General features: G+C 43.3%; 18 protein-coding genes. 13 read left to right on the top strand and 5 right to left on the bottom strand.

The window, feature by feature from the left end; all coding sequences use genetic code 11:
• Nucleotides 1-15: 15 nt before the first annotated feature.
• The 7 genes from G6R11_RS09305 to G6R11_RS09275 all read left to right on the top strand — a co-directional run bounded on the left by G6R11_RS09305 (nt 16) and on the right by G6R11_RS09275 (nt 8,605).
• Nucleotides 16-351, top strand: coding sequence for a cupin domain-containing protein (locus G6R11_RS09305; RefSeq protein ID WP_163132802.1), 336 nt, complete (start codon nt 16-18; stop codon nt 349-351).
• Nucleotides 352-363: 12 nt separating this feature from the next.
• Nucleotides 364-1,308: a sugar kinase gene (locus tag G6R11_RS09300; RefSeq protein ID WP_163132801.1), complete on the top strand. Its 945-nt coding sequence runs from the start codon at nt 364-366 to the stop codon at nt 1,306-1,308.
• A 16-nt stretch (nt 1,309-1,324) separates the two neighbouring features.
• The gene (locus tag G6R11_RS09295) at nt 1,325-1,939 is read left to right on the top strand and encodes a bifunctional 4-hydroxy-2-oxoglutarate aldolase/2-dehydro-3-deoxy-phosphogluconate aldolase (protein ID WP_163132800.1); all 615 of its coding nucleotides are present in this window, start codon (nt 1,325-1,327) and stop codon (nt 1,937-1,939) included.
• A gap of 204 nt (nt 1,940-2,143) precedes the next feature.
• Nucleotides 2,144-5,332, top strand: coding sequence for an Ig-like domain-containing protein (locus G6R11_RS09290; RefSeq protein WP_163132799.1), 3,189 nt, complete (start codon nt 2,144-2,146; stop codon nt 5,330-5,332).
• A gap of 117 nt (nt 5,333-5,449) precedes the next feature.
• A complete protein-coding gene (locus G6R11_RS09285) occupies nt 5,450-6,226 on the top strand; it encodes a YoaP domain-containing protein (protein ID WP_163132798.1) in 777 nt (258 codons plus the stop codon).
• 14 nt (nt 6,227-6,240) lie between these two features.
• Nucleotides 6,241-6,714, top strand: coding sequence for an ATP-binding protein (locus G6R11_RS09280; protein ID WP_163132797.1), 474 nt, complete (start codon nt 6,241-6,243; stop codon nt 6,712-6,714).
• 286 nt (nt 6,715-7,000) lie between these two features.
• Entirely contained in the window at nt 7,001-8,605 is a 1,605-nt protein-coding gene (locus G6R11_RS09275; RefSeq protein WP_163132796.1) for a BCCT family transporter, read from the top strand.
• Nucleotides 8,606-8,766: 161 nt separating this feature from the next.
• Here the strand turns inward: G6R11_RS09275 and G6R11_RS09270 are convergent, their stop codons facing one another.
• The gene (locus G6R11_RS09270) at nt 8,767-9,204 is read right to left on the bottom strand and encodes a hypothetical protein (protein ID WP_163132795.1); all 438 of its coding nucleotides are present in this window, start codon (nt 9,202-9,204) and stop codon (nt 8,767-8,769) included.
• A 272-nt stretch (nt 9,205-9,476) separates the two neighbouring features.
• On the opposite strand from G6R11_RS09270, the gene G6R11_RS09265 reads away from it, so the two are divergent.
• The 5 genes from G6R11_RS09265 to G6R11_RS09245 all read left to right on the top strand — a co-directional run bounded on the left by G6R11_RS09265 (nt 9,477) and on the right by G6R11_RS09245 (nt 16,874).
• A complete protein-coding gene (locus G6R11_RS09265; RefSeq protein WP_163132794.1) occupies nt 9,477-12,680 on the top strand; it encodes an FG-GAP-like repeat-containing protein in 3,204 nt (1,067 codons plus the stop codon).
• 325 nt (nt 12,681-13,005) lie between these two features.
• Nucleotides 13,006-13,203 carry a hypothetical protein gene (locus tag G6R11_RS09260; RefSeq protein ID WP_163132793.1) on the top strand — a complete coding sequence of 66 codons (198 nt, stop codon included), beginning with the start codon at nt 13,006-13,008 and terminating at the stop codon, nt 13,201-13,203.
• 179 nt (nt 13,204-13,382) lie between these two features.
• Nucleotides 13,383-15,020, top strand: a complete 1,638-nt coding sequence (locus G6R11_RS09255; RefSeq protein ID WP_163132792.1) for a bifunctional diguanylate cyclase/phosphodiesterase — start codon at nt 13,383-13,385, stop codon at nt 15,018-15,020.
• Between the two features lie 125 nt (nt 15,021-15,145).
• Entirely contained in the window at nt 15,146-16,285 is a 1,140-nt protein-coding gene (locus tag G6R11_RS09250; protein ID WP_163132791.1) for a GNAT family N-acetyltransferase, read from the top strand.
• 16 nt (nt 16,286-16,301) lie between these two features.
• Nucleotides 16,302-16,874, top strand: coding sequence for a DUF6151 family protein (locus tag G6R11_RS09245; protein ID WP_163132790.1), 573 nt, complete (start codon nt 16,302-16,304; stop codon nt 16,872-16,874).
• A gap of 70 nt (nt 16,875-16,944) precedes the next feature.
• Here the strand turns inward: G6R11_RS09245 and G6R11_RS09240 are convergent, their stop codons facing one another.
• Nucleotides 16,945-18,168: a DEAD/DEAH box helicase gene (locus G6R11_RS09240; protein WP_163132789.1), complete on the bottom strand. Its 1,224-nt coding sequence runs from the start codon at nt 18,166-18,168 to the stop codon at nt 16,945-16,947.
• Nucleotides 18,169-18,312: 144 nt separating this feature from the next.
• Here G6R11_RS09240 and G6R11_RS09235 point away from each other — a divergent pair, with 144 nt between their 5' ends.
• The gene (locus tag G6R11_RS09235; RefSeq protein WP_163132788.1) at nt 18,313-18,558 is read left to right on the top strand and encodes a Rho-binding antiterminator; all 246 of its coding nucleotides are present in this window, start codon (nt 18,313-18,315) and stop codon (nt 18,556-18,558) included.
• A gap of 59 nt (nt 18,559-18,617) precedes the next feature.
• Here G6R11_RS09235 and G6R11_RS09230 read toward each other — a convergent pair whose 3' ends face one another.
• The 3 genes from G6R11_RS09230 to leuC all read right to left on the bottom strand — a co-directional run bounded on the left by G6R11_RS09230 (nt 18,618) and on the right by leuC (nt 22,289).
• Nucleotides 18,618-20,126 carry an alpha-isopropylmalate synthase regulatory domain-containing protein gene (locus G6R11_RS09230; protein WP_240352429.1) on the bottom strand — a complete coding sequence of 503 codons (1,509 nt, stop codon included), beginning with the start codon at nt 20,124-20,126 and terminating at the stop codon, nt 18,618-18,620.
• A gap of 93 nt (nt 20,127-20,219) precedes the next feature.
• Entirely contained in the window at nt 20,220-20,837 is a 618-nt protein-coding gene (gene leuD / locus G6R11_RS09225; protein WP_163132786.1) for a 3-isopropylmalate dehydratase small subunit, read from the bottom strand.
• Between the two features lie 48 nt (nt 20,838-20,885).
• Nucleotides 20,886-22,289 carry a 3-isopropylmalate dehydratase large subunit gene (gene leuC, locus G6R11_RS09220; RefSeq protein WP_163132785.1) on the bottom strand — a complete coding sequence of 468 codons (1,404 nt, stop codon included), beginning with the start codon at nt 22,287-22,289 and terminating at the stop codon, nt 20,886-20,888.
• Between the last annotated feature and the right edge of the window lie 104 nt (nt 22,290-22,393).

The raw sequence follows: 22,393 nt of genomic DNA, 5'->3' as shown, positions 1-22,393 counted from the left end.
ATAACGAGAAACATTATGTCAGCATTTTTTAATTCAGCAGAAACCCCTTGGGATGACCTTGGCGATGGCGTTACCCGCAAAATTGTAGGCCACACCGATCAGTTAATGGTTGTTCACGTACGTTTTGAAAAGGGTGCTATTGGCGCTCCACACGCCCACGAATTTCACGACCAAATTGGTTACGTGGCAGAGGGTAGCTTTGAAGCTGAGATCAACGGCGAAAAAAGAATAGTTAAGAAAGGCGATGCTTATATCGCCCCGCGTACTTTCATGCATGGTGCGGTTGCGCTTGAAGAAGGTAGCGTATTAGTAGATTGTTTCTCACCACCGCGTGAGGACTTCTTGTCTTAAGAGGAAACATTCATGACTGAGTTAAAAGTCGCCTTTGTTGGCGAATGCATGGTAGAACTGCAACAACAAGAAAATGGCCTTCGTCAAAGCTTTGGTGGCGACACGCTAAACACTGCGGTTTATTTTTCGCGTATTAGCCAAAATGCCAAAGCTAGCTATGTTACTGCACTTGGCCGCGATGCCTTAAGCGAGCAAATGATCGCAACCTGGCATGCCGACAATATTGATACTCACTTGGTACAGCGTTTAGAAGACAAGTTACCTGGTATTTATATGGTGCAGGTAGACGAGACTGGCGAGCGTAGCTTTTTGTATTGGCGTAATGATTCGGCAGCTAAATTTTGGTTAGAGCGTGCTAGTGATGCTCTAATTGAAGAACTGACAAATTACGATGTAATTTACTTGTCGGGAATTAGCATTGCTGTGCTGCCAGAAGCCTCTCAAGAGAAGCTTTTCCAAGTTTTAGCTCAGTGTAAAAACAACGGTGCAAAAGTTGTATTTGATAACAACTTCCGCCCAGCGTTATGGCAAAGTAAACAGCAAGCGATAGATGCATACGCAAAAGTATTAGCCTGTACTCATACTGCTATGCTCACTTTCGATGATGAGCAAGAGATTTATGATGATGCTCATATAGAGCAGTGTATCGAGCGTACATTGGCATTAGGCGTTAGTGAGCTGGTGATTAAGCGCGGCAGTAAAGATTGCTTAATTGTTACTGAAGACGGCGCCATTAGCGTACCAGCTACAAAGGTTGCTAATGTGGTTGATACCAATGCCGCGGGTGACTCGTTTGCAGCCGGCTACTTGGTAGCCCGTTTACATGGCGCCAATACCGAACAAGCCGCATTAACCGGTCATAAAATGGCAGGAACGGTAATTCAGCATAAAGGTGCTGTAATTGATGCCGCACATATGCCAAAGATTCAGCTATCATTTACCGCAGATGCGGTATAAGAACTAGGAACAAAACATGAACTTAAATGAACAACTTCAAGCGCTTAAAGTAATTCCTGTTATCGCTATTGATAACGCTGATGACGCAGTGCCATTGGCAAAGGTATTGGTAGATAACGGCTTACCTTGTGCAGAAATTACTTTCCGCACACCTGCTGCAGCTCAAGCTATTGCGAACATGCGTGAAGCCTACCCAGACATGCTAATTGGCGCAGGTACTGTGCTAAACAGCGCGCAAGTAGACCAAGCTATTGATGCAGGTGTAGATTTTGTTGTTAGCCCTGGTTTTAACCCAACCACAGTGCGCTACTGTCAGCAACGCAACATGCCAATTATTCCAGGTGTAAACAACCCTTCATTGGTTGAGCAAGCTATGGAAATGGGCTTAGATACTTTGAAGTTCTTCCCTGCTGAGCCTTCTGGCGGTGTAGGCATGTTAAAAGCTTTAACAGCCGTTTACCCCGTTAAATTTATGCCAACTGGTGGTGTCTCAGTTAAGAACATTAACGACTACCTAAGCATTAATGCGGTACTCGCTTGTGGTGGCACCTGGATGGTTCCTGCTAACTTAATCAAAGAGCAAAACTGGGACGCTATCGCAGAGCTGGTTAAAGCTATCGATTTAGGCTAGTTTTTAGCTCAGTTTATTAAGCCCCGCTGGGTAACTAGCGGGGCTTTTTTGTGCTCAGAATAATACCAACGTTCTCTTGCCAATATGTAGTTAGCAATAAGCGCAACTCTTAATATTTCAATATAAACTGCGGTTTAATAAATGTTTTTCTCATTTATTGATGGTTCTATTTTCTTGACCTAGTATAAATTTAGGTTTGTTAATATGAAGTTTGTGAATATGTTTAAGCCTTTGTTTTATATTGCGGTGATGTTTTTTGCCCTGTCACTTAGTGGTTGTGTTTTTGACAGTGCCGATAAGCTAAATGTGACAAAGCTACAAATATCGTTACTTGTTGAAGAGGGGGACTCTACTCCAGGGTCTATTCCAAGGGGGTTTAGTAAAAACATAGTTGTTACGGCCACACTGTTTGATGGCACGACGAGAGACCTTACGAACTATGTAGTATTAAACAGTAGCGATCAAGATATTGTCAGCATAGTTGGCAATAAAGCTAACGCAATAAAAGCAGGCTCATCCATTGTTACTGCTAGCTATAATGGAGTAGAAAGTAATGTTGTTAACATTAGCGTTTCTGCTGCCACTCTTGTAGATATTCAACTTACTCCTGCCCAAATGATTTTGCCGGTAGGTATTGAACATAGCTATCAGGCTCTAGCTACTTTTACTGATGAGAGTGTCTTGAACATTACAGATAAAGTAAGCTGGGAAACAGGTTCTCCTAGTGTTGTCAGCATTAACGCGGGGGAACTTAAAACTTTAGCTCCTGGTATTACTACTTTGAGCGCAGAGTTACTCGGTATTAAAAGTAATGTGGCTGAGTTAGAAGTAACAAACGCAGAGCTCTTATCTATTCAGCTGACTCCTAGCGAAGGTGTTGTAGCTCGCGGAACGACCTTAGAGTATGTAGCAATAGGCACTTTTGCTGACAATAGCACATTAGACATTAGCTCAGTAGCAGTGTGGAGTAGCAGTGTATCTAGCGTAGCAATCATAGAAAATGGTTTAGCTACTTCAATTGTTGAAGGTGGCAGCGTTATTACTGCTAGTTTGAATGGAGTAACTAGTAATAGCGCGGAACTTACAGTCTCGCCTGAAGAGCTGGTTAGCATCCAAGTCACTCCCGCTTTAAGTTCTCTTCCCGAAGGCGGAACTCAGAATTACATCGCTACTGGATACTATACAGATGGCAGTACTCAAGATATTAGTAATCTAGTCACTTGGGATAGCAGTGCTACTGAAATTGCAACGATTGTTAATGGTTTAGCGACAGCTGTTGACGAAGGCTCAAGTGTAATAAGTGCTGGTTTAAATGGCGTGAGTAACAACGCCACCTTAACAGTGACAGAAGAAGAGCTAACTAGCATTCAAGTTACTCCGGCTTTAAGCTCGCTCCCAGAAGGCAGCGCTCAAGCTTACATCGCTACAGGAACTTATACAGATGGCAGCACGTTAGATATTAGCAATTTAGTCGCCTGGCATAGTAGTGCGACTGATGTTGCAACCATTGTAACTGGTTTAGCGACAGCAGTTGACGAAGGTACAAGTGTTATAAGTGCTAGTTTAAATGGCGTTAGTAGCAGCGCCACCTTAACAGTGACAGAAGAAGAGCTAACTGGCATTCAAGTTACTCCGGCTTTAAGCTCACTCCCTGAAGGCAGCGTTCAAGCTTACATCGCTACCGGAACTTATACAGATGGCAGTACTTCAGATATTAGCAATCTAGTCGCCTGGAATAGTAGTGCGACTAATGTAGCTACAATTGTGAATGGTTTAGCGACTGCAGTTTATGAAGGCTTAAGTGTAATAAGCGCTAGTTTAAATGGTATAAGTGATAGTGCAACGCTAACAGTTACTGAAGAAGAGTTAACTAGCATTCAAATCACACCAGCAGTAAATAGTATCGCCAAGGGCACTACCCAAACCTACTTAGCCACCGGAACCTATAGTGACAAAAGTACTCAAGATATTAGCTCCTTAGTTGCTTGGAGTAGCAGCAATACGTCCGTAGCAACTATTGTGGATGGCTTAGCCTCGGCGGTGCTCGAAGGAAGCGCTACAATTGGCGCTAGCTTAAACGGGCTTACTAGCGACGCTAGTTTAACTGTTACGGCTGAAGAATTGGTTAGCATTCAAGTCACTCCAACTTCAACTAGCATGGCAAAGGGCAATACTCAAACATATATTGCTACTGGCACCTACACTGACGGAAATACTCGAAATATTAGTTCTTTGGTCGCTTGGAATAGCAGCAATTCAGGTGCGGCAACGGTTGTGGGCGGCTTGGCCACTGCAGTGTTGGAAGGAAATACTACAATTAGCGCCAACTTAAACGGGCGTAGTAGCGCCGCTACACTTACTGTAACTGCTGAAGAATTGGTTAGCATACAAATCTTACCTGCAACAAGTAGTATTGCTAAAGGTAATACCCAAACGTACACGGCTATTGGCACTTATACTGATAATAGTACTGTAGATATAAGCACCTTGGTGGCCTGGAACAGCAGTAATACTGGCATAGCCACTATTGTAAATGGCTTAGCTACCGCGGTACTTGAAGGAACCGTTACCATTACTGCTAATTTGAGTAGTATTAATAGTAATAATGTTAACTTGACTGTAACCGCTGCAGAGTTAGTCAGTATTCAAGTTAGCTCGACATCCAGCACAATCATGGTGACGAGAAATAGTGATTTCACAGCAATGGGGCATTATACCGATGGCAGTACCGCTGATATAAGCTCAACTGCTTCTTGGAATAGTACTAACACCTCTGTTGCTACTGTTGTAGCTGGAGCTGCGACGGCAGTGATGCAGGGCTCTACAGACATAAGTGCTAATCAAAATGGTAAAACTAGCCCATTAGAAAGCTTAACGGTAACCCCTGTCATAACCGAATGCGGGGTAGCTTCAGCTGCGGGAAATTGTATCAAAGTGTCTCCCGATGCATCCGGTAAGCTATACACAAATAACCCTAGCACAACGGCAATTATTGCCATGGGTTATACAGTAGACAATACAGTGAATAATACAGGTCTGTCTTATCACAACACTTACACCGAAGATGGGTCTTATGGGCCTCCTGGTGTTTACGCAAGAATGACTCAAAATGGGGCCGGGGGTATCTCGCAATATGAGCGATATTGTGCAGATCTAAATACTCTAGCATTTGACTCAAAAACTAATTGGCGGCCCGTTGAATCTGCTGAGCTTGAAGGATTGTTTGCTGAACACGGGAACATGTTTGTCAAATTTGGTTGGTCTGCTTTTTATGGGTATTGGTCAAACACTGTTGGGCCACTAGGGATAGAGTTTGTGGCATTACACGATGGTTATAAAGCGTCTACAACTTCAGGTTCTTTTCGACCTGTATCGTGCGTATCAGAGCCTTAATTAGAATAGTTTTTGTTATTAATTAGGCGTCACCTAAGTTGCTCTTTTATCGAGCATCAATATGCATTGGTATAGGCTGATAAAGTTAAGTTATCTATCAGCAAAGGTTACTTGTAGATGGAATACATACAGCTCGGCCATGACAACATCGATAGTGAACACATTTGTTGCGGTTTCTCCGATAAGAAATGTGCCGACAGCTACCAAGCCAAAAAACGTTGGATGAGTGAGCAATTTGACCATGGTTTAGTATTTCAACGCTTAAACGAAAGAGCCAAAGTATTTATTGAATACCAGCCAGCGGAGCAAGCTTGGCTACCCATTGTCGCCCCGCAATATTTAGCGTTGGGTTGCTTTTGGGTTTCGGGCAAGTACAAAAAACAAGGCCATGGCAAAGCCTTGTTAGTTAAAGCTATTGCAGTCGCTAAAAGTAGTAATAAGTTTGGAGTAGTGGCGGTAGTTGGCACAAAAAAATACCACTTTATGAGCGATACTAAGTGGCTGCTTAGGCAAGGTTTTGTAGTGGTTGATGAAGCGCCTAATGGCTTCCAACTATTGGCTTATCAACTAGGCACTGCTACAGACGAGCAAATTCCGCGCTTCGCATCTTCGGTGCATAATGCAGAACCCACTGCTGTTCATCAAGGCTGCCTTGTTTACTATTCCAATCGCTGTCCATTTGCCGAGTATCATGTCTTGCAGTCGCTGCAGCAAAGTTGTGCCAAGCGGAACATCCCGCTAACTATTATTAAATTGGATAGTGTTGAAAAAGCGCAAAATTGCCCTTGTCCACAAACTATCTTTAGCCTTTATTATCAGGGGAAATTTGTTACCACCGATATAAGCGCATGCATGGACAGTCGCTTTGACAAATTTATTGCGCCCAAGGCGTAGATTTAAGGAGAGTAATGGCTAAAGTCATTTTTCTGTGTGGTTTTATTGGTTCAGGTAAAACCACCTACGCAAAAAAGTTAGCGGCTGGGCTACCGGCATTTCGCTTTACTATGGATGAATGGATGATCCCTTTATTTGGCGAGCACATGGAACGTGAAGTGTTTGATGCTCGAAAAGCCGCCCTTTATAGCTTGTTTCAACAATCGGCTTTGTCCTTACTAAAACTGGGTACCTCGGTGATTTTTGACTGTGGCTTGTGGCAACAAGCAGAGCGAACAAAAATGGCCAAGTGGGCTCAAGTTGAAGGCTTTGAGTTTGAGATTCATTATCTAGATGTAAGCTTTGAGTTGTGTTGTGAACGCGCCTATTCACGTAACAAGGATCGCGGTGAGCAGGCCTATGAAATGACTCCAGCAATGATGGAGATGTTTTGGCAACAGTTCGAACGTCCTAGTAAACAAGAAGCGGTTACTTGGGTGGCCAGCTAGTTCTTGGCCGGTTATCAATGCACCAATTTAAAACCTGAGCGACTTGATGACCAAAGTCCTTCTTTGAAGTAGGACGATATCCGCTAAGAACACTGTTCTAAGTCATCTCATAGGTTTCTCGTTTATGTTAAACTCCTCGCTTGCATTTAGTGTTTACGTTCTGAACACTAACCACACGTAAATTCGTTTTTTTAACACTATTTCCAAGAGTTAAAAATCTAATCATTACCACTCAATGGGGGTCGGTCTTCGTATTCGTTTACCTGAATAAGTAAGCCTTTTCTTTATGCATTTTAAATCTGAAAAATACAGTATAAATTCAACTGATTATGAAGTCGGCCAAGACAATATAAGCAAGTGGGGTATGGATATACATAACTCTGTTTTCATTGCTTCAGCTGGTTTGTCTATTCTATTTATTGTCGCTCTTCTCATCCTCTCGCCCGCAGAAGCAAAGGCCGCCATTGATACCGTTAAAGCCGCCGCTTTATCCAAATTCGATTTTGTTTTCATGTGGAGCGCAAACATCATATTGATTTTTGCAATTGGTATCGCTTTTTCCCCTCTAGGGAAAATTCGACTAGGTGGTGATAAGGCCACAACTGATTATTCCACCGTTTCATGGATCGCCATGCTGTTTGCCGCAGGTATGGGCATTGGGCTGATCTTTTGGGGAGTAGCCGAACCAACGGCGTTTTATACAAACTGGTTTGGCACACCCTTAGGAGTAGAGCCATTTACAGCAGAAGGGCGTGAATTAGCGCTTGGCGCATCCCTTTTCCATTGGGGATTTCATGCTTGGGCGATATACGGAATGACAGCCCTGTGTCTCGCGTATTTTGTGTATAACAAAGGCCTGCCGCTTTCCATTCGCTCCATTTTCTACCCGCTGCTAGGTGATAAGGTATGGGGAAGGATTGGTGACCTTATTGATGTGATGGCGGTATTGGTTGTTTTATTTGGCCTTGCCACTTCACTTGGTTTAGGTGGTTCTCAAGCGGCAAGTGGAATCAGCCATGTATTTGGTATCGATAACAGCCTTTTCCTTCAAATGGCTATTATTTTGACCATCATGGGGCTAGCCATTGTTTCCATTGTGAGAGGTATGGACGGAGGCGTTAAACTGTTGAGCAACCTCAACATGATCATTGCTTTTGTATTCCTTGGTTTTCTTGCCCTGCTTAACTTCACCACTGTATTAGACTCATTGCTGACAGGCCTAGTAGGGTATGTGAAGAATATTATTCCTTTAAGCCAGAACTCTGGTCGAGATGATACCACCTGGCTACATGGCTGGACGGTGTTTTACTGGGCTTGGTGGATAGCTTATGCGCCAATGTTTGGTATGTTCGTAGCGCGAATTTCAAAAGGGCGAACAGTGCGCGAGTTCCTAATTTGTGTATTGTGCATACCTACCGTAGTAACCGCAGCTTGGATGTCGTTCTTTGGCGGTATCGCTATCCAACAAATTATAGATAAAGTTGGGCTGCTTGGTGCTGACCAAGGAATTGCAGACGTTTCGTTAAGTTTGTTCTATATGCTTGATGCTTATCCAATGGGCAATATTCTATCCATTATTGCCGTTTCACTGATCATCGTTTTCTTTGTTACGACCCTTGATTCTGGCTCAATCGTCGTCGATAGCATGACCGCGGGCGGTAAGCTGGAATTACCTGTAATGCAGAAGGTTATTTGGGCAGTTATCTCTGCGCTTATCGCTATGATGATGTTGTGGATTGGCGGTACCGACTCAGTGCAGGCGCTGCAGTCAATAACTATCATCGCCGCGCTACCTTTCGCTGTTATTCTGGTCATAGGCTGTATCAGTTTAGTGAAAGGTTTACTTTCTGAAGTTGAGCAACCTCTAGTTAGCCAAAACAAAGGCGCGTAACATTTGAGTAGAGTTTATCTCGGTAAATCAGAGATAAGCTCTACTATAAATCGGTTTCCTATTGCTTGTAACAGTAAGACTTAACTACAAGTTTTGTTAGAGGTCAAACTGCTACCCCTCACTAGTATGTCTTACGCTAGAGCTGTTCCTAGCCACTATAGTTACTTTTTAGGTAGAGCCGTTACAAAACGATAGGCATTAAATTCTTGTCCGTTGTAGCGTCCGCGAATCTGTACCGAGGTCATTGTCATCACATTGGCTACAGATTTTGCCGTTACTGTGTGCGACATCGTATCTTCAAATACACCGAATGATTCTTTATTAACAATCACACCTGGACCGGGTGCTATTTTTATTGCTAGGCCTTCAATCACTCCATCAGATTCTATAACTACCTGGTAGCTAAACTCACGGTCAACCAAGTCCAATATCTTCGGCGTTATTACTCTTACGCCTTCAGGTAGCTTTTTTGGTCTATTCAATATTGGGTCATAGCTTCCATGAAATCGCCCATCTTCGCACGCGCTACTCATACCTGTTGTAAGCAAACAGAACACACTCAAAAATATGAGCAACAAATAGTTTTTTCCTTTAAACATTAGATGCTTGCCTTGGTTTCTAGTTTTGGCCTACTTATTTTTACAACAGCTATGTAGGTGGAAGTAAGTATTCATCAATGATTAATCATTACAGTAATTTGGATTTTCATCAGTAAATTTAAGCTCAAATATCGACTCACTCCACACTATTGGTTTACCAATGTAGATCAAAATCTCACATTTGGTTGTCCAAATTTGATTGATGATTAACCAGTGTATTAGCTTAATGGTGAACTTAGTTCCAGTAATATTCTGAATAAAAAGGATTTAATATGCCTTACACGGTTGAACGCTTTAACAAGCGTCTTTGTCTAAGCTTGCTTGCTGCTTCTTTAACTGCGTTATATGGATGTGGTAGTGAGAGTTCTGACGCTGATACACAGCCCCCAGTAGACGATAGCTTTACTGTGGGAATTTTTGAGCCTGTCTCCCTTGAGAAAAATATAAGTGGTGATTCATTGCAACGTGTTGACTTCGAAGTCGCCATCGACACGGATTTTGCCAACTTATCACTATATATCGATGATCAACTTGCAATAGACAATATTGATATCCCAAATGCAGGTATCAATACCATCAATGCATTAGTTGATATTGGTGAGGTTGGCCAAAAAACGATTAAGTTAATGGCTCGTGGTGGTGATATCACCATTAATAAAATGGAGTTTAGTGAACGCCCTGATCTATTGTTGCCCAAATTTGTCGATATTGCTGAACAGGTAGGAATAACAGACCAATTGGATTTACCTAAATATGGTGGACCAACCGTTGCCGATATTAATAACAATGGTTACTACGACCTCATTCTCAATAACCATAATTGGCGCCCAACCAATCAACTTTATTGGAATAACCAAGACGGAACGTTTACCTTAAACACTGGCGACTGGGATGGCTCTTTATCTTGGGGCGACATGCATGGCACCTCAGCAGGTGACTATAACCTATCGGGTGATCTTGGCGTTATTGTTACTCGTGGCGGCGGCAACGGAACAACACCTTCATACCCTGACTTTTTCGTAAATGAGGACACTACACTAACTGAGTCATACCAAGAGGTAGGGATCACCGAAAGTGCTCGAGGTCGCGGTGCTCGCTTTATTGATATGAATGGCAATGGTTTCCTTGACCTAGTATTTGTTAATGCTGAAGGCATTAACGGTGATAGTGGAGCCCAGCATCTATTTTATAAAAACAATCTAGATGGCACTTTCAGTCGAATCGATGTAGCCGGAATCGAAAAAGCCAATACTGAGAGGGTGTTAGTTTTAGATTACGATGGCGATGGTGTAGATGACTTATTGTTCCTCACACCAATGACATTGTGGAAAAATAATGGTGATTTCACTTTTACCGACGTAACAGATACTGCTTTACCTGAAAATGTACGCCAAACGTGGCAAGTTCAAGCAGCAGCAGATGTAGATGTGACCGGAAATGGTTTCGCAGATATCTACTTATCAAAAGGGCTTCCGCATTACCAGCTTTCAAACCGTTCTTTAGATTTCAATCCAACGTCACAAACACTTGACCTAAACGATGATGGCAATCAGGGCAGAAGAACTATGCAGCTCACGGTTGATGATTCGTTCATGCTTAAAAATCTTCGCCTTACTTATCGTCAATATGACGGTGGTTTCCCGATAATGCTGGGCGAGAACAAAGTTGCCCATGAAGTGGTTAAAGTTGAGGATTACTACACGCTTCCCGAAGACCTAACTATTGCTCAAGAAGCTGCAATGGGCTGGCCAGAAAGTAGAGAAGAAAACGGTATTTACATCGGCTACGTAGGTGATAATAAGTGGAATGTTGAATGGGTTAAAAATGACGATGTATTCTGGCAGGTGGCGTTCTCACTGGATAATATTCAAAATGTGAATACTACATGGGAACCTCAGAATCGAAATCAACAAGACATTTTACTGGTCAACAAAGGCGGTGTATTCGTTGATGAAACCAGTGATTGGAACCTTCCTCCTGGTGGCAACCACTGGGGTGTAACTTATGGAGACTTTAACAACAACGGTTACAACGATATATTTGTTCATCGATATGGTTTCTTAAAAGAACGTGTTACCGACTACCTTTTGCTTAACACCGGTGAAGGTAAGTTTGAGTTAACCCAGATGCATGGTGCTCATGATCCAAAAGACCCCGGTCACGGTGACATGGGACAAGCCTTTGCACTCACTCGTGATGGCAAAGTTGACCTACTTAATGGTAGTGAAGACGGTATTTGGTACCTCTACAAAAACCAAACTGAGATTGCCGACAGTCATAGTTTAGTTCACGTTGGTTATAGTCCGGTTCACAATATAGATCCCATGTCGGCAGTTGTTAAAGTGTCAGTTGCAGGTAAGTCTCATACAAGGCGTGTTGGCTCTTCAGGTGAAAACTTCTCACAAAGCTTACTTAATACTGTGCATTTTGGTTTAGGTAAATCTACAGCTATCGAACAAGTCCAGGTCACATGGCGTAATGGTGAGACCGTTTATTTAAATGCTCCTGCTATCAATGAGCGAATTTCTAGCGATGATGCTGAAATGCCAGCACCTATTGGTATCGACCTAGGTCGCGAAGAGCGTAAACTGCGCCCTGGTGATAGCTATCAGATCACACCAAGCTTTACACCGGTTAATGCGATAAATGGTGTGACTTACACGTCAAGCGCGCCAGATCTCGTGTCGGTTAATGATACGGGCTTAGTCACTGCTTTAGAGCTAGGCGAGGCAACAATCACTGTGCAATCCACTGTGGCTGAAAGTGTCTCTACTTCATTGCTAGTTAAATCAGGAGAGTTTGACCCTGTCTATGCAACGGGCATTAGCATTGATTGGGACGAGCAAGCTATTTACATAGGTCAAAACTACCAACTAACCGCGCAGATTACTTCTAGTGAACCTGGAGAAACACCTGACGATACTTCAATTTTGTGGTCTTCATCTGATGTAAGCATTGCAACTGTATCAACTGGTGGTCAAGTGACTCCTATTGCTGCGGGTAATGTTGTGATTACCGCAACTGCTGTCGGCTCTGAAGTGGCTGGTCAAATAAAAGACACCGTTTCATTGGATGTTGAGGCATTAGTAGAAGCGAGTGTTGTGTTTGATGACAACAGTAAATATATGGGACCAGAGTTATGTACAAATCAACCCCTTGATGTGGTGGCAAACTATCATGCTGGTTCAGGGGCAGAAGTTAACAGTAATGGTTTAACCTTCCGCTTACGACATATGGACGCTGGTTGGGGTCTGGTTAATGATTACATTATTGAGCATACCGAATCGGCTAACAGTGAATCTGGTACGGCAACTGCTGAATTTGACCTTAGCGATCCCTTAGTTATTCCCACTGCAGATCTTCCAGACGGGCACTTCCACTTTCTATTTGTTGAATTCGTTACTGATGAAGGTAAGAAATTTGAAAGAGGAATAGGTTGGGCACCAGGAGATATTAAAATCGTAGATTGTATCTAAGCCTAACGTTAGTTTGCAGGAGCCGAAATATCGGCTCCTTTTTTATAACGTAGATTTTTTATCCACTGCGCACTTACCGAAAAAGTGCGTTTTAGCCTGTAGCCACCAACAAAGACTTAAATTAACTAAATCTTAGGCTAAGGTATTGCCTAGTTCACACTGTCTTTTACTTATAGTGGGGCATAGTTCGAGAGGTGATTTATCCACGAAAAATTTAGTTATAAGGCTTATTACAATAATCGGTTTTGTCTTTATTACAGCTGGGTACCTCGGTAATTTTTGATTGTGGCTTGCGGCAACAAACAGAGCGAACAGAAATGGCCAAGTGGACCAAAGTGAAGGTTTTGAGTTTGAGATTTACTCCCTAAATGTAAGCTTTGAGCTGTGTTGTGAATGCGCCGATTCACGCTACAAGGATCGCAGTGACCAAGCCTATGAAATGACTCCCCTAATGATGGAAATGTTTTGGCAACAGTTTGAGCCATCTAGCAAAGGCGAGCTTGCGATTCGCGTAAACAGCTAAAAATAGTCAACTAAGATTCTAATTTTTATCAATTTTATTTAGTGTTATTAGTCAATAACTATTGTCAGCGAATACTCAAAGCAATAGACTAATTTTCTTAAAGTATGATGGTAATACAACCTTGCTAATGAAATTTAACCATTTCAGATTTACTAGCGAAGAAACTCCAGGGACAGGGTTTGACTACTAAGACTAAGCGTTCGAACAAATATATCCTCGCTGAGCTATTCGCAGCTCTGCTCGCAATTCTTATATTGGGTTATGTATTTGCGCGCTTTGAAGCGTTTGAAAACCTATATTTTTTCTCTAGAAGCCATGAAAGCTGGGAGCTCGATGAAATCATTATTATGGTTTTGTTGTCTCCGGTGTTTTTGTTATGGCTAGCTGTTAGGCGTTGGTCAGAAGCTCAGCAAGAAGCCAAACTGCGTGCCCAACGCGAATCGCAACTCGCTTATCAAGCCACTCACGATCCGCTCACCGGCTTAGCCAACAGGATCTCTTTGGAGGACCGCCTTACTCAGGCTGTTGCGCGTTGCAACCGTAATAGTTCTCGCATTGCTGTGTTGATGATCGATCTGGATGATTTTAAGAAAGTTAACGACAGCCTAGGGCATGATGCTGGAGACCGTTTGTTACGCCAAATTGCTCAACAATTGGCGAAGGATATTCGAGCAGAAGATACCATTGCTCGTTTTGGCGGTGATGAATTAGTAGCTGTTTTAAATTGTGATAGAGGCCAAGCTGCATGTTTATCAACAGTTGAGCGGATCCTACAATGCTGCAATAACAAGACTTTGATTGATGGGGTAATGGTTGCAACCTCAGCTAGCATAGGTGTTACCTTTTACCCTGATAGCGGACAAGAAAATCTAGTACCTGACCAGCTTATTCGCCAAGCTGACCAAGCTTTATATCGCGCTAAACTGGCGGGGAAAAATCGTTATGAGCTATTTGATGGGGAAAGTGCTCGAACCATCAAATCTCTATTTGCTCAACGCGAAGAGTTTAAAGCGGCACTGCTAAATCAAGAGTTAGCGCTCTACTATCAACCGCAGGTGAATACCAAAACCGGACAAGTGATTGGTGCTGAGGCGCTTCTGCGTTGGCAGCACCCAACATTAGGACTACGTTCACCAATAAGTTTTTTAGAGGCGATTGAAGATCACCCACTTATTATTGAATTAGGTGAGTGGGTAATCAATCAAGCCTTAGCTCAACTAGAGCGTTGGCAACAGCAGGGTTTGCAGCTCAAGTTAAGTGTCAACATCTCTGCCTTTCATATCCAGCAAGATAATTTTGCCGAACGTTTGCTGTGCCTCTCAAAGCAATACCCAACAGTAAGACCTGGGTGTTTAGAGCTAGAAATTACTGAAACGGGAGTCTTAGATGACTTTGCTCAAGTCGCTAAAGTAATGGCGCAATGCCAAGACTTAGGTTTTACATTTGCCTTGGATGACTTTGGAACTGGTTATGCTTCACTCAGCTATTTGCAAAGCTTGCCTGCTGAACTGATCAAAATTGATAGAAGTTTTGTTCGTGATGTACTAGATGACCCGAAAGATTTGCGCATGATTAATGGCATTATTAGCTTGGCAAAGGTGTTTTCTTTGCCTGTTATTGCCGAAGGAGTAGAAAGCAAGGCTCAACAAGATAAGTTGTTAAGTTTGGGCTGTGAGCTTGCTCAAGGGTACTTTTATGCTAAGGCCTTACCCGAGCAAGAATTTTTAGAATGGCTAAACCATTGGCAAGAGCCGGGAGCCAACCAGCAAGCTTTGCCACCATTGCCTTGCACTAAAACCGATTATTTAGCTACTTAACGGCTATTCCTAGTTGTCTTGTCATGGCCTTACTTTGTAAATGCAGCCAGCGAGTTCAATAAGTAGTATTGTTACGCTTCACTTTGTTATAGTTTGGTTGTATTTATGTAGCCAAGAATGATGTTGTGACTATCAATAAAAATGCCTTACCCAACCACTGCAATTACCTGTTGCACTCTAGCATTGCGCACAGCGAGCTTGAACTTAATGCAAGCTCTCCCTTTCACAACCTGGTGTTTTTGCGAGCGCTAGAGCAACAAGCATGTGTGGGAGATAACTCTGGCTGGCAGCCACATCATATTGAGTTGCCCGATCACCAATTATTATTTCCCAGCTACTTAAAGTCACATAGTTACGGTGAGTACGTGTTTGATTGGGCCTGGGCCGACGCCTACCAGCGTTACGGTTTAGAGTATTACCCCAAGCTGGTTACCATGCAACCCTTTACACCTATTGCCGGGCAAAAGCACTTTGGTAAGGCCCTTACTGATAGCGCAGTTGCTCAGCTGGCGGATAGTGTTGTAGATATTTGCCAACAACAGCACTTAAGCTCATGGCATTGTAATTTTATTGAGCAAACTTTTGCCGAACAACTGCAAGACAATGGCATGATGACACGTCACGGCGTGCAGTTTGAATGGCATAACCAAGGCTATACTAGTTTTGAAGATTATCTGTCACGCTTTACCTCCCGCAAAAGAAAAACCACTAACAAAGAGCGTAGAGTAGCTAAAAGTAGTGTGGATGAAATTGTCTGGAGAATGGGCAAAGAAATTGATGACCAAGCGTTAGAAGCATTCTACTTTTGTTATCAAACTACCTATATGAAGCGCGGACAAAAAGGTTATTTGTCCCTTAGCTTTTTTCAGCAGCTAGCTAAGCAAATGGGCGAAAACATGCTGCTGGTGACAGCAGAAAAAGGCCAGAAAATTGTGGCTAGTGCTTTGTTCTTTTTCGATCATGATAACTTATATGGCCGCTATTGGGGCTGTTTGCAGGAGCTAGATATGCTGCATTTTGAGTTGTGTTTTTATCAAGGCATCGAGTTTGCTATCGCCAAGGGAATACAGCGGTTTAACCCCGGTACTCAAGGCGAGCATAAGCTTTATCGGGGATTTGAACCAGTGACTACTTATTCTTCTCACTATGTTGCTCGTAATAATTTCTCCGCGGCAATAAACGCCTTTTGCATCGAAGAGCAGCAACATATCGCACAATATGCCGAGCAGTGTAAAAAGCTGCTCCCCTTTAAAACACAGCCCTAAGTCAAATGGAGTAAGCATGGATGTCGAACTACAATGCCGTTGTGGGCAAATAAAAGGGCAGATAAAGCAAGTCAGCCCAAGTGCTGTTAAGCAGCTAGTATGTTATTGCGAGGATTGCCGTAAGTTTGCTCGCCATTTGTCGAGCGAAGGCGCTTCTCTCAATCAATACGGTGGCTCGGAATTAGTCTTAGCTGCGCCCGCAAAAGTTGAAATAACAGAAGGAAAACAGCAGTTAGCGTGTTTACGTTTAACGCAAAAAGGCATTTATCGCTGGTATAGTCAGTGCTGCAATACACCGATCGCTAATACTGTGAGCCTTAAGTTCCCTTTAGTAACGGTTTATCAAGACTTTATGCCAGCTGAGCAGGTTGAGAAGCTGGTAAATCAAGTTGAGCACTTAGGAGCAGTAAATGAGCATCAAGCTTTAAAGCCGCTTCCTGAGGCGCTATTGGGAGCATCCCCGCGTAAAACCAAATTTAAACTGATTGTGAAACTATTAGGCTGGAAACTGACAGGAAAGGGAAAACCAAATCCTTTTTATGAAGACTCGGGCAGGGCAAAGGTAAAACCCTCGATACTTAAAAGCTAGTCTATAAAGTTAACTAGCTTCTTCTGGAACTGACTAAACAGCCCTCACTAGCAGTGAAGGCTGTTAGCAATTACCTGCTAGTTTTTTTCGAGCTTTTGTAATGTCCATTGCCCTTTTTAGACTTGGGTTTGTAGTTGAGAATTGAAACAGGCACTTCTTTGATTGGCTCAAAACCTTCTATCACTTTACGTTCTATTAAGTGGCCAATTCGGCTTTCAATCGCGCATAGGTTTCTAAAGTCATCTTTGGATACAAAAGAGATTGCTTCACCTTGAGCACCAGCTCGTCCGGTTCTGCCAATTCGATGCACATAGTCGTCGGCTTGGTCTGGTAAGTCGTAATTGACCACTCGGCTTAGCTCTTCAATGTCGATACCACGAGAGGCGATGCCGGTAGCCACTACAAACTTAATATCTCCAGATTTAAAGTCTTCTAGAAGCTTATTGCGTGAGGCTTGGCTGCGACCGCTGTGAAAAGCCTCGGCTTTGATACCGCGCTTTTCGAGCTGGCTTACCAGTTTGGCAGAGCCATGTTTGGTTTGAATGAAAATCAGCGCTTGTTGCCAATCGCCGTCTTTAATCATTTGGCTTAACAGGGCCGATTTCTTGTCTTTGTCCACGGTGACAAGCCACTGGTCAATTCTAGGTGCACTGTCTTTGTTTTGAGCCAGTGAAATTTCAAGCGCTTCACCAATAGAGGTTTGTGCCAGTTGTTTTACTTGCTTCGATAGAGTAGCGGAGAACAGTAAGCTTTGGCGCTGCTCGGGGAGTCGGTCCACAATCTTGGTGATGTCGTCAATAAAGCCCATGTCTAACATTCGGTCGGCTTCGTCTAGCACCAAGGTATCTAGTTGGTCAAAATTCACCGCACGTTGATACATCATGTCTAGCAATCGACCGGGCGTGGCAACTAAGATATCTACGCCGTAAATTAAGGCCTGTTTTTGTGGCTCTGAGTCTACTCCACCCACCATTGCCAGTGAGCTTATTTCAAGGTGTTTAGCGTAGTCTTGAATGCTTTGTTCAACTTGTTGGGCTAATTCGCGTGTAGGTGTTAGCACCAATGCTCGCACGCGTTTTCCGCGCAGTGGAATTGTTTGTTGAGTAATGTTTTGCAAAATGGGCAATACGAAACTTGCGGTTTTACCGGTACCTGTTTGCGCTGCCGCAATCAGATTTTTGCCATTTAATACCAACGGTATCGCTTTAGCCTGAATCGGCGTAGGCTGTTGGTAGTTTAATTCGTTTAAGGCTTGCACCAGTGGTGCGTGTAAACCAAGTTTGGAAAATGGCATGGGTATCTCTATGTCGAAGGAAGCAATGGCTAGGGTAGTGCGCTGCAACTAAATCAGCAGCTGGCGCTATATTAGCACGTGTTAGGGCGTTAGCTGAATCATTGGATATGATGTTTTATTTGCGCATAGCTAATCGGAGTGCTTATGATTTCTTGTGATAACTATGATTACATCGAAATAGCCTGTATGTACCGCTACCTAGTGAAGGTATTGTTGGTAAGTGGTCAGCAAATTCAAGGTCTCGCGTTGAATACAAAGCGCAACCAGCTCAAGCAGGAATGTATTTTACTTAAGCATGCTAATCAGCAATTCTTAGTGGTGTTAGATGACATACAGCAGTTAGAGGTCATGGTTGATAACCCACATTTTAGCAAGGTGAGTTTTCGTTAAACCATTCAAATATAAAAGGCGAGCATGGCTCGCCTTTTTAGTTTATTAAAGAAGTTGTACTAGTGTTGCTGGCGCTGATGTAAGCGCACATTCAGCATACGCAAGGTAGCTTGAATACCAGCAAATACCTGGTTGGAGTTAACTCCGCGGGTATGAAATTGCTTTGCATCATCTGCCCATTGAATCACACACTCGGTTAGCGCATTTGCTTGGCCACCTGGCGGAATTCGAACCTCGTAATCTATAAGCTCTGGCATGGTGAGCTCTGATTCACTTAAAGGCTGAGCAAGCGCCTTCATAAAGGCATCAAAACCACCGTTACCGTGTCCTGAGCTCTTAAACACTTTGTCGCCGATACGAAGGCGAATGTTGGCTGAAGACTCGAGATCTAAACCACTGGTAATTGAGCAGTTGAGCAGCTCAATATGCGCGAAGTCGTTACTTTCCATGATGTCGGCAATGATAAAGGGCAAATCGTTTGGCGTGATAGTGGCCTTTTGGTCACCCAGTTTAACAATTTTATCTAACAGCTTTTTCTGGTTCTCGGGAGATATTTCAATCTCCATGGCTTCAAGGTTTTTAATGATTGAAGCTTTACCAGCCATTTTTCCTAAGGCGTAACTACGTTCACGACCAAAGCGTTCTGGGCTAAGTTCGGTAATGTATAAACCGCCTTTGTGGTCTCCGTCAGCGTGAATACCTGCGGTTTGAGTAAATACGTCTGCGCCAACTATTGGAGTATTAGCGGCTAGTCGTTTACCTGAAAAGCTTTCAACCAGTTTGGCAATATTGTGAATTTCTTTTTCATCAATATTGAGTTTAAAACCTAACTTGTCTTTTAGTACTACCGACACTTCAGCTAAAGAAGCATTACCGGCACGCTCACCCAAACAATTCATGGTGCAGTGTAAAGCGGCCACGCCAGCTTCTGCGGCTGCCATGCTATTAGCGGTAGCTAAGCCGTAATCGTTATGTGGATGAAAGTTAAACTTAATATTTGGGAAGCGTTCAATCATGTCAGTTAAGCTATCAAACACTTCTTTTGGTGCCATAACCCCTAAGGTATCGGGTAACATGAAGTGCTCTATGCCTAAATCTTTAAGCGCATCGACTAACTGGTATACGTATTCAGGGCTGTCGGCATAGCCATTTGACCAGTCTTCTAGATAGACGTTTACACTTAAGCCTTGGGCCTGAGCATAACTCACCGTTTGTTTGATGTCGGCGATGTGTTGCTCAATGGTTTTACCTAGCTGATTAGTACAGTGGTTTAAGCTGCCTTTGGTCAGTAGGTTAATAATTTGAGCGCCAGATTCAACAATCCAATCAACGCTTTTGCAGTGATCAACAAAACCAAGAATTTCGATTTGATGAAGGTGACCTGCGTCTTTAGCCCATTCGGTAAGCTGTTGTACCGCAGATTTTTCACCGTCTGAAACACGTGCAGAGGCGACTTCGATACGATCAACTTTTAAGGATTGGAGTAGGGCTTTACCTACACTGACTTTTTCTTGAGGGAAGTAAGACACACCTTGGGTTTGTTCGCCATCGCGAAGGGTAGTGTCCATGAGTTGTATTGAGCGGTTCTGCTCCATAAACCATGTCTCGCAGTAAGAAGTTAGCTAAAGAGTAGGCGCTACCTAAGTAGCGCCTAGCTGCAACTATGCGCTTGGCCACAACCAAGGTAGTTGTTGTTTGTGTTTGGCTTCAAATTCAGTGATCTTGTCTTCGAATTTTAAAGTCCAGCCAATATCGTCAAGGCCTTTAGATAAAGTCTCTTTACGGAATGGGTCTACATCAAACGCAACTTCTTTACCGGCTGGAGTTTGAATTACTTGATTCTCTAAATCGATAGTAATTGAAATTCCAGGTGCTGCTTCAACTTCGTCCATTAATGCTTGTAGTGTTTCAGCATCAACGATGATTGGCAAAATGCCATTTTTAAAGCAGTTGCTGAAGAAAATGTCAGCGTAGCTGGTTGAAATAATAGTATTAAAACCGTAATCAGCAATTGACCAAGGTGCGTGCTCACGCGAGCTACCACAACCAAAGTTATCACCGGCGATTAGGATTTTCGAACCCTTAAACTCAGGGCGGTTTAATTCAAACTCTGGGTTCTCAGAGCCATCTTCTAGGTAGCGCCAATCGTGGAAAAGGTGAACGCCGAAACCGGTGCGTTCTACTTTTTTCAAGAACTGCTTAGCGATGATTTGGTCTGTATCTACGTTACTGCGATTCATTACCGCAGCAACAGAGTTGTGTTTGTTATATGGTTGCATAATTAACTCCAAAAATTTCACTCACATTGATTAATCAACGTGTTTACATTATTTCCAATTACGTAAATCGACGAACTTACCTTCAACGGCTGCAGCAGCTGCCATCGCTGGTGATACAAGGTGGGTACGACCCCCTTTACCTTGTCGTCCTTCGAAGTTTCGGTTTGAAGTTGATGCACAACGCTGTTCAGGCTGAAGGTAATCACCATTCATCGCTAGACACATTGAGCAACCTGGTTCACGCCATTCCCAACCCGCTTCAATAAGCACTTTATCAATGCCTTCTTTTTCAGCTTGTTCTTTAACTGGGTAAGAACCTGGTACAGCAATAGCTTGTACGCCTGGCGCTACTTTTTTACCTTTAGACACAGCGGCAATGGCGCGGAAGTCTTCGATACGACCGTTAGTACATGAGCCTACAAATACTACATCTACAGGGAAGTCGGTCATTTTCTTACCGGCTTCTAAACCCATGTAGTTAAGCGCGCTTTTAGCCGCTAAAGATTTAATAGAGTCTTCGATTTGAGCAGGATCTGGAATCGGTTGATCCACAGGAAGTACTTGCTCTGGTGAAGTACCCCAAGTGACTTGTGGTGCAATTTCTGCTGCGTCTAATTCTACTACTGCGTCGTACTCAGCACCTTCGTCGGTAGTGAGTGACTTCCAGTATGCAACCGCTTGATCCCAATGTTCACCTTGAGGAGCAAACTCTTTGCCTTCTAGGAAATCAAAGGTTTTTTGGTCAGGTGCGATAAGACCAGCACGCGCGCCACCTTCAATTGCCATGTTACATACGGTCATACGACCTTCCATGCTTAAGGCTTCAATTGCGCTACCAGCAAACTCGATAACATAACCAGTACCGCCAGCAGTACCAATTTTACCGATGATGGCTAATACAATGTCTTTGGCAGTAGCAAATTCAGACAGCTCGCCATCTACTTTAACTAACATTGTTTTTGATTGTTGTTGTTGGATGGTCTGAGTTGCCATGATGTGCTCAACTTCAGAGGTACCAATACCGAAGGCTAGGGCACCAAAGGCACCGTGAGTAGCCGTGTGGCTATCACCACAACAAACCACCATACCTGGATGAACAAAACCGTGCTCTGGCACAACGATGTGAATTACACCGTTATTAGCATTGTTCATGTCGTATAAGTTAATGCTGTTATCGGCACAGTTTTGCGCCATAACTTCAATTTGTTTTTTGCCGATAGGATCAGGCAAAGATGCGCGGTCGGCTGCTTTAGTTGGAACACAGTGGTCCATAGTGGCCAAAATGCTGTGTGGGTTGCGAACCGGGCGGTTAGCCATACGCAGACCTTCGAAGGCTTGCGGGCTTGTTACTTCGTGCATGAGGTGACGGTCAACAAAAAGGATAGATGCGCTACCTTTAGGTTCGTGGACTACATGCGCGTCCCAGATCTTTTCGTACATTGTTTTTTTCATGGCTTCCTTTACACCCTGTCTGTTGCTCTCACTCGCGCTATTCTTATTTATTTAGTCAAGCTTTAAGCGAATACTACTAACTTAAACTGTTTCTTTTATCTGTC

Origin of the sequence: Agarivorans sp. Alg241-V36 (assembly GCF_900537085.1) — a bacterium.
Lineage (GTDB): Bacteria > Pseudomonadota > Gammaproteobacteria > Enterobacterales > Celerinatantimonadaceae > Agarivorans.
Note: the sequence above shows the minus strand (reverse complement) of the source record. Positions and strands in the feature narration are given on the sequence as shown.

Excerpts from the sequence above, each read along its gene's own strand:
- G6R11_RS09230 (WP_240352429.1), bottom strand. The coding sequence starts at position 20,126 with ATGGACACTACCCTTCGCGATGGCGAACAAACCCAAGGTGTGTCTTAC.
- G6R11_RS09275 (WP_163132796.1), top strand. The coding sequence starts at position 7,001 with ATGCATTTTAAATCTGAAAAATACAGTATAAATTCAACTGATTATGAA.
- G6R11_RS09265 (WP_163132794.1), top strand. The coding sequence starts at position 9,477 with ATGCCTTACACGGTTGAACGCTTTAACAAGCGTCTTTGTCTAAGCTTG.
- G6R11_RS09235 (WP_163132788.1), top strand. The coding sequence starts at position 18,313 with ATGATTTCTTGTGATAACTATGATTACATCGAAATAGCCTGTATGTAC.
- leuD (WP_163132786.1), bottom strand. The coding sequence starts at position 20,837 with ATGCAACCATATAACAAACACAACTCTGTTGCTGCGGTAATGAATCGC.
- G6R11_RS09285 (WP_163132798.1), top strand. The coding sequence starts at position 5,450 with ATGGAATACATACAGCTCGGCCATGACAACATCGATAGTGAACACATT.
- G6R11_RS09245 (WP_163132790.1), top strand. The coding sequence starts at position 16,302 with ATGGATGTCGAACTACAATGCCGTTGTGGGCAAATAAAAGGGCAGATA.
- G6R11_RS09270 (WP_163132795.1), bottom strand. The coding sequence starts at position 9,204 with ATGTTTAAAGGAAAAAACTATTTGTTGCTCATATTTTTGAGTGTGTTC.
- G6R11_RS09295 (WP_163132800.1), top strand. The coding sequence starts at position 1,325 with ATGAACTTAAATGAACAACTTCAAGCGCTTAAAGTAATTCCTGTTATC.
- G6R11_RS09300 (WP_163132801.1), top strand. The coding sequence starts at position 364 with ATGACTGAGTTAAAAGTCGCCTTTGTTGGCGAATGCATGGTAGAACTG.
- G6R11_RS09305 (WP_163132802.1), top strand. The coding sequence starts at position 16 with ATGTCAGCATTTTTTAATTCAGCAGAAACCCCTTGGGATGACCTTGGC.
- G6R11_RS09280 (WP_163132797.1), top strand. The coding sequence starts at position 6,241 with ATGGCTAAAGTCATTTTTCTGTGTGGTTTTATTGGTTCAGGTAAAACC.
- G6R11_RS09290 (WP_163132799.1), top strand. The coding sequence starts at position 2,144 with ATGAAGTTTGTGAATATGTTTAAGCCTTTGTTTTATATTGCGGTGATG.
- G6R11_RS09240 (WP_163132789.1), bottom strand. The coding sequence starts at position 18,168 with ATGCCATTTTCCAAACTTGGTTTACACGCACCACTGGTGCAAGCCTTA.
- leuC (WP_163132785.1), bottom strand. The coding sequence starts at position 22,289 with ATGAAAAAAACAATGTACGAAAAGATCTGGGACGCGCATGTAGTCCAC.